This is a genomic window from uncultured Capnocytophaga sp. (assembly GCF_938029845.1).
GTDB lineage: Bacteria > Bacteroidota > Bacteroidia > Flavobacteriales > Flavobacteriaceae > Capnocytophaga.
This window is the reverse complement of the sequence record NZ_CALHGG010000042.1, coordinates 1-6,831: the sequence shown is the minus strand read 5'-3', so window position 1 is coordinate 6,831 and position 6,831 is coordinate 1. Positions and strand designations below refer to the sequence as shown.

The 6,831-nt window shown below is 37.2% G+C and carries 8 protein-coding genes; 7 read left to right on the top strand and 1 reads right to left on the bottom strand.

The features are described from left to right. A partial coding sequence (locus tag Q0625_RS03255; protein WP_298823462.1) for a class I tRNA ligase family protein occupies positions 1-1,255 on the bottom strand: 1,255 nt, incomplete at its 3' end. A gap of 160 nt (positions 1,256-1,415) precedes the next feature. Here Q0625_RS03255 and Q0625_RS03250 point away from each other — a divergent pair. The 7 genes from Q0625_RS03250 to Q0625_RS03220 all read left to right on the top strand — a co-directional run bounded on the left by Q0625_RS03250 (position 1,416) and on the right by Q0625_RS03220 (position 6,750). Next, positions 1,416-1,796 (top strand): DUF1573 domain-containing protein, encoded by a 381-nt coding sequence (locus Q0625_RS03250; protein ID WP_298823461.1) that lies wholly within the window; start codon positions 1,416-1,418, stop codon positions 1,794-1,796. A gap of 87 nt (positions 1,797-1,883) precedes the next feature. Continuing rightward, positions 1,884-2,336, top strand: a complete 453-nt coding sequence (locus Q0625_RS03245; protein ID WP_298823460.1) for a hemerythrin domain-containing protein — start codon at positions 1,884-1,886, stop codon at positions 2,334-2,336. Between the two features lie 63 nt (positions 2,337-2,399). After that, positions 2,400-2,996: a peptide deformylase gene (gene def / locus Q0625_RS03240; protein ID WP_298823459.1), complete on the top strand. Its 597-nt coding sequence runs from the start codon at positions 2,400-2,402 to the stop codon at positions 2,994-2,996. Positions 2,997-3,009: 13 nt separating this feature from the next. Next, complete coding sequence (locus Q0625_RS03235) at positions 3,010-3,414, top strand: DUF5606 domain-containing protein (RefSeq protein ID WP_298823458.1); 405 nt, start codon at positions 3,010-3,012, stop codon at positions 3,412-3,414. 144 nt (positions 3,415-3,558) lie between these two features. After that, entirely contained in the window at positions 3,559-4,488 is a 930-nt protein-coding gene (locus Q0625_RS03230; protein ID WP_298823457.1) for a hypothetical protein, read from the top strand. Further along, positions 4,485-5,093 (top strand): dephospho-CoA kinase, encoded by a 609-nt coding sequence (gene coaE, locus Q0625_RS03225; protein WP_298823456.1) that lies wholly within the window; start codon positions 4,485-4,487, stop codon positions 5,091-5,093. Before Q0625_RS03230 ends, coaE begins: the two co-directional genes overlap by 4 nt. A gap of 61 nt (positions 5,094-5,154) precedes the next feature. Next, the gene (locus Q0625_RS03220; RefSeq protein WP_298823455.1) at positions 5,155-6,750 is read left to right on the top strand and encodes a HAMP domain-containing sensor histidine kinase; all 1,596 of its coding nucleotides are present in this window, start codon (positions 5,155-5,157) and stop codon (positions 6,748-6,750) included. Positions 6,751-6,831: the final 81 nt, after the last annotated feature.

Sequence of the window (6,831 nt, the reverse complement as noted above, 5' to 3'; positions counted from 1 at the left end):
AGTAAGCAGGAATCTGTTGTCCCCACCATAGTTGGCGAGAGATATTCCAGTCACGTACGTTTTCCAACCAATGGCGATAAGTATTGTCAAAACGCTTAGGGTAGAGCTTAATTTCTTCAGACTCCAATACAGCCTTGAGAGCAGGCTTTACCAGTTCTTCCATTTTGAGGAACCATTGGTCTAAGGGGCGTTGTTCTACTACAGCTCCTGTACGCTCAGAGGTACCTATGTTATTGGTATAGTCCTCTGTTTTAGCCAATAGTTGGTTGTCTTCCAACTCTTTGATAATTTCTTTGCGTACCACAAAGCGATCTTTACCTTTGTAGTGTTTGCCATGTTCGTTCAGCTTACCTTCATCGGTGAAAGTATCCAAAATAGGCAACTGGTGTTTCAGTCCTATTTCGTAGTCATTAATATCATGGGCAGGGGTGATTTTCAGTGCCCCTGTACCGAACTCCATATCCACATATTCGTCTTGGATAATAGGTACGGCACGTCCTACTACTGGGACAATTACTTTTTTGCCATGTAAGTGTTTGTATCGCTCATCATTGGGATTCACACATACTGCCACATCCCCAAAAATGGTTTCAGGTCGGGTAGTAGCCACAGTAAGGTATTCGTCGGAACCCTCTACCTTATATATAAGGTAATAGAGCTTTCCGTTCTGCTCTTTGTAAATGACCTCTTCGTCGGAAAGAGTTGTTTTGGCTTCAGGATCCCAATTGACCATGCGATAGCCTCGGTATATATAACCTTTGTTATACAGGTCTACAAATACTTTGATTACTGACTGGTATAGGTCATCATCCATAGTGAATTTGGTGCGATTCCAATCACAAGAGCAGCCCAATTTCTTAAGCTGTTCTAGGATAACTCCTCCGTATTGGTGAGTCCATTCCCAAGCATGCTTGAGGAATTCTTCACGTGTAAGTTCACTCTTTTGGATACCTTGTTCCTTAAGTTTGGCAACTACCTTAGCTTCCGTAGCGATAGACGCATGGTCGGTACCAGGCACCCAGCAAGCATTGAAGCCCTTCAGGCGTGCACGGCGAATGAGGACATCTTGTATAGTATTGTTCAGCATATGTCCCATGTGCAATACTCCTGTAACATTAGGAGGAGGGATTACTATAGTGTAAGGTACTCGTTTATCGGGAGTTGAGCTAAAAAATCCGTGCTCCATCCAGTAAGTATACCACTTAGTTTCAAAGTTCTCGGGTGAATATTTTGTCGTGATTTCCATTTTTGGCATGATATTTGTTAGTGTATAAGTGTCGTATAATTTAATTAGGGGACAAAATTAAAAAAAAAAAATTACATTATATAATTTGTTTTTGAAAAAAGTATTGTAATTTTGCACCGAGTTAAAGCGAAGAAACTAAATAGTAATTATAAATTAAATTTTTAAAACAATGAAAAAAATCTTATTTTTTCTACTTGCTGTAACATTTGGATTTGTTGCGCAAGCGCAAAACAAAGCTGAAATCAAGTTTGTTACCGAAGAAATTGACTATGGAACAATTAAGCAAGGAGCAGACGGACTTCGTGTATTTGAGTTCAAAAACACAGGTAAGGCTCCACTAGTGATTTCTGGAGCAAGTTCAAGCTGTGGATGTACTGTACCTTCTTGGCCAAAAGATCCTATTGCGCCAGGTGCTACAGGAAAAATCGAAGTAAAATATGATACAAACCGCGTAGGTGCTATTGCTAAAACTATCATGGTTACTTCTAACGCTACAGATACCCCTAACATTGCCCTTAGAATTAAGGGTAAAGTAGAGGCTAATAACTAAAACTAGGGATTAGATTTAATTAGTTAATAAATTTTGAAAGCTGTCTCTTCGTAGGAAGGGACAGCTTTTTTTCCAAAAAGAATAGATATGAAGCGAAATGAAAATATCGTATTGCTCTCTCGTGATCATCATTTTGGCTTACTTCATGCGTGGAAAATAAAACAAGGTCTAAAGAAAGGAGTAGCTCTTGAACGTATTGCTACATATATTATTTTCCATTGGCAACATAACCAAGAAGCACATTTCTTGGAAGAAGAAAAATTCCTTTTCCCCTACATCAAGCATGAACTTATAGACCAAGCACTTAAAGAGCACGAGCAAATACGACAGATGATAGAGCAATGTGCTACAGCTCCTACAGAAGCACTCCTTACTGACTATGCAGAGTTACTTACAGCCCACATTCGTTATGAAGAACGAGTACTCTTTCCCTATATGGAAGAGAATCTCTCCGATGAGGTTCTTTCTGAGATAGGAAGAAACCTATCTAATGAACATCATACTGAAGAGGAGGAATACCCAGATGAGTTTTGGCAATGATTTGCTAAAAAATGTAATTATTTCAAAGAAAATATTTATCTTTGCACCCTTAAAAATTTGCGTATGATATTACCTATTGTAGCCTATGGAGATCCTGTCCTTAGAAAAGTATGTGATACAATTCCTGAAGATTATCCAGCGCTTGACAAGCTTATTGAGGATATGTTCCAGACCATGTATCATAGCAATGGAGTAGGGCTGGCCGCTCCTCAAGTAGGTCTCGCTATTCGTCTTTTTGTGGTAGATACGGAAGGTTTCTCCGAGAATGAAGATCTTACCCCTGCCGAGCGAGAATATCTCAAGAACTTTAAAAAAACTTTTATCAATGCTAAAATCCTTCAAGAGGAAGGCGAACCTTGGGCTTTTAATGAAGGTTGTTTAAGTATTCCAGGTGTTACAGAAGATGTCTATCGTAAGCCTACTCTTGTGATAGAATACCAAGATGAACATTTTGTAAAACATACTGAAACTTTCTCAGGTCTTGCTGCACGTGTTATACAGCATGAGTATGACCATATAGAAGGTGTACTATTTACTGATCATCTTTCTTCTTTCAAAAAACAACTACTTAAGAACAAACTTAATAATATAAGTAATGGTAAGATAAAAGTAGGTTATAGAATGAGATTTTTTGAAACCAATAAAAAAAGAACCCGTTAAAAATATACTATAAATGAAATTAAATCAAATATTGACTATTTCAGGGAAGCCAGGTCTCTACCAGCTACAATCCCGCACACGTACAGGATTTCTAGCCCTTTCACTTCTTGATGGAAAGCGTATCAGTATAGGCCTAAGAAGCAATGTAAGCTTGCTATCTGAAATTGCTATTTATACTTTGGATGGAGAGAAACCTCTTGAAGAGATATTTAAGGCAATCAAAGAAAAGGAAGAAAATAATAAAACTACGATTTCTCACAAAGCACCTGATGCAGAGTTAGAGGCCTATTTCTTTTCAGTAGTTCCTAATTACGATGAGGATAGGGTGTATCCAAGCGATATTAAAAAGATTATCCAGTGGTATAATCTACTTATAGATAAAGGATTCTTAGATAGTGATGAAGTAACTAACAACTAAGGGATTACTCATTAGTTATTAAAAAAACACTTTGTAAGGGCAGGTAAAAACGCTTTTACAAAGTGTATTTTTTTGTAGACAAATAAATGAAAAAAATTTTAATTTTTTTTGTGTTTTTGAAAATAAAACCTTAATTTTGCGACAATGAAAGCAAATGGAAATTTTTTCTCAAAGCACACCATAGGAATGCTCTTTTGTATAGGCTTGGCAGCCCTTACGTGGCTGGTAGGAAACTTATCTAAGCAAGCTACCCAGTTATATACAGTGGGGGTGAGCTATAAGGAAATCCCCTCTCGAAAGTTCATTGATGGACAGACACCCACCTCACTAAAAATAGAGCTAGAGGGGGAGGGCTTCTCCTTATTTAAGTATGTCTTTTCCATACCTGCTATTTCAGTCAATGTCAGTGAACTTAGGAAAGTGGGAAGGGATAAGTATATGTTTACCCCAAACATGCTTAGCCAAATTAACAAGAAATATTTTCCTGAAATGAAGCTATTGAGTATTCATCCTGATACTCTACATATTCATTATCAGAAAATCCAACAGAAAAAAATTCCTGTAAAATTACAGTTCTTATTCTCTTTGCAGGAAGATCATCGTGTAGATACTTATCAAATCTTCCCAGATTCGGTATTGGTAAGTGGTTTGGAACAGGATTTGGATACGCTTACTGGACTTTACTTGAAACTAACGGGGAAAAAGAATGTAACCAATTCTTTTTCAGGAGAAATTCCTCTGAAAAGTACCTCAAAGATACACTATGACACCGATAAGGTGAGCTATTCATTACAGATTATTCATGTGACAGAACAGCAAATGCAAGTTCCTATACAGCTACTTCATCAGCCTCTTAAGGCTCAGGTGCAGTTGCTCCCCGATAAAACCACTGTACTCTTATCGGGAAATATGGAAGCTATACGGAATCTTAAACCCTCCGATATTGTAATTGTAGCAGACTATAACAAGCGCAATGAACGAACCATCCCCCTTGAGGTATACAAAAAGCCCCTTTCTATAGAGGTAGCCCTTAAGGAAGAAACGATGGTAGAATATCTTATAATACACCCATGATGACAACGGTAGGACTCACAGGAGGGATAGGTAGTGGCAAGACTACCATAGCAAACCTTTTTGCCTTGCAGTTTTCTATACCTATCTATATAGCTGATACTAAGGCTAAGGAGCTTATCGCTCAAAAAGACAGCTTACAAAAGGAAATAAAATCTCTTTTGGGAGAGCAGGCCTTTGTAGATGGAAAATATAATACAGCTTTCGTAGCAGGAATTGTCTTCTCTGATCAGGCAAAACTTGAAGCACTGAATCAGTTAATACATCCTTATGTACAAGAGGATTTTCTGCAGTGGAAGCAAAACCAACATAGTCCCTATGTTATTAAGGAATCAGCAATACTTTTTGAAAGTGGTTCCTATAAGGATTGCGATTATATCATTACTGTGACAGCTCCTTTGGAGGAACGTATCAGAAGAGTGATACTTCGTGATAAGATTGATAGAAAAACTATTGAAAAGAGAATAAAAAATCAATGGAATGATGAAAATAAAATAAAATTATCAACATTTGTCATTGATAATAGAGATTTCGATAGAAATTTAGATAAAATCCAAACAATCCATTGTAAAATAATGGAAATGATAGATGAAAATGCAGAAAATTAACCAAAAAGTTAAACATTGTTAAAAACTAAATATATCAAAAAAATAATTATACTTTTGCCTGATGAATAAGAGAAGTTATATTATTGCTCTAATATTGATGCCTATAGCACTTATAGGTCTTATATCTATTCAGATTTATTGGGTAAAAAGTTCTATTGATAACAAGGAAGAAGCTTTTACACATTCAGTGCAACAAGCGTTGAATTCGGTATCAGAATCGGTAGAACTTAAAGAAATAAACAAATATATTACCCGATTTATAGAGCTAAAAGGAAAAGATAGCTTAGGTTCTTTGAAATCTTCACAGATTCGTGATTTGGTTTTTGTACAAGAGAATAAAAATACCAAGGAGACTTTCACTTACAAACATCAAGTATTGGAGGAGGGGTATACAGTCCCTTCAGAGTTATTCAATCTCCCCAAAGGGGATACTACTCAGATACGAAATTATGTAAGCAAACAGACCTCTCGAACTTTTGGACCTAGTCAAGGATTAGATGGGCAACGTTTCAATAGTACAACTATTAAGGAAAAAACAGGGCGCATCACCTCTTTTGATAAGGCTATGTTCGAGGAGTTGTTCCGAGAGGTATCCGCAAAACTCTCTATAGAGGATAGAATAACAGGGCCGCAATTGGATGTTCTTCTGGAAAGAGAGCTTAGAAACAGAGGTTTGAACTTGGACTTTGAGTTTGCTATTTATGACAAGTCGCTCCCTGAGGGGAAGCAAATGACCTCAATAGTTTCCAAAAAGTTTGATCCGAAAGGGAAGAACATATATACCATTGCCTTGCTAAGAAATCAAGCAGGAGACTCGCATTATGAGTTACGGGTACATTTTCCTGATAGGCAGCGCTACCTGCTCTCCTCAGTAATTATGTTGGCTGTATGGGTTTTTGTTTTTACAGCAATTATAATTTGGGCTTTTGCTAAGACATTTATCCAGATGCGTACTCAGAAGCAGATTAATGAGATAAAGACTGATTTCATTAACAACATGACTCATGAGTTTAAAACGCCTATTGCGACCATCAACTTGGCTCTTGATGCAATGAAGAATCCACAGGTGATGACGGATCCTGAGAAAATGTCCTTCTACCTTAAGATGCTACGTGATGAAAACAAGCGTATGCACGCCCATGTGGAGAATGTATTGCAGATTTCAAAATTGGACAAAAACCAAGTAGAGATAGAGAAGGAACCTCTCGATGCCCATGAGTTGATAGAGAATGCCGTAGCCCATGTGCAACTCCTAATAGATGATCGCAAAGGTAAGATAAAGAAGCACTTACATGCTGAAAACTCTGATATTTTGGCCAATGAAATGCACTTTACCAATGTGATAGTGAATATTTTAGAAAATGCTATCAAGTATTCACCTGAAGCTCCTGATATAGATGTATTTACTGAAGTGGCTCACAATAAGCTGGTTATCCGCATTCAGGACAAAGGACAAGGGATGAGTAAGGCTGTACTGAAGAAGATTTTTGAGAAGTTCTATCGTGAACATACAGGCGACTTGCACAATGTAAAAGGACATGGATTGGGGTTGGCTTATGTAAAACGTATTGTAAAATACCATGATGGGGAGGTATATGCCGAGAGTGAGAAAGGAAAAGGAAGTACTTTCGTGATAAAAGTACCCTTGATTATCTGATAACCTCTTTAAACTCTTGTAAGCCTTGAGATTTAGTTAGAAAAATAATAATATATAAACGTAAAAAAATAGTATTAATTT

What these genes read in the sequence shown, in the direction of transcription:
- Q0625_RS03220 (WP_298823455.1), top strand. Translation starts at nt 5,155, where the DNA reads ATGAATAAGAGAAGTTATATTATTGCTCTAATATTGATGCCTATAGCA.
- Q0625_RS03245 (WP_298823460.1), top strand. Translation starts at nt 1,884, where the DNA reads ATGAAGCGAAATGAAAATATCGTATTGCTCTCTCGTGATCATCATTTT.
- def (WP_298823459.1), top strand. Translation starts at nt 2,400, where the DNA reads ATGATATTACCTATTGTAGCCTATGGAGATCCTGTCCTTAGAAAAGTA.
- coaE (WP_298823456.1), top strand. Translation starts at nt 4,485, where the DNA reads ATGATGACAACGGTAGGACTCACAGGAGGGATAGGTAGTGGCAAGACT.
- Q0625_RS03235 (WP_298823458.1), top strand. Translation starts at nt 3,010, where the DNA reads ATGAAATTAAATCAAATATTGACTATTTCAGGGAAGCCAGGTCTCTAC.
- Q0625_RS03230 (WP_298823457.1), top strand. Translation starts at nt 3,559, where the DNA reads ATGAAAGCAAATGGAAATTTTTTCTCAAAGCACACCATAGGAATGCTC.
- Q0625_RS03250 (WP_298823461.1), top strand. Translation starts at nt 1,416, where the DNA reads ATGAAAAAAATCTTATTTTTTCTACTTGCTGTAACATTTGGATTTGTT.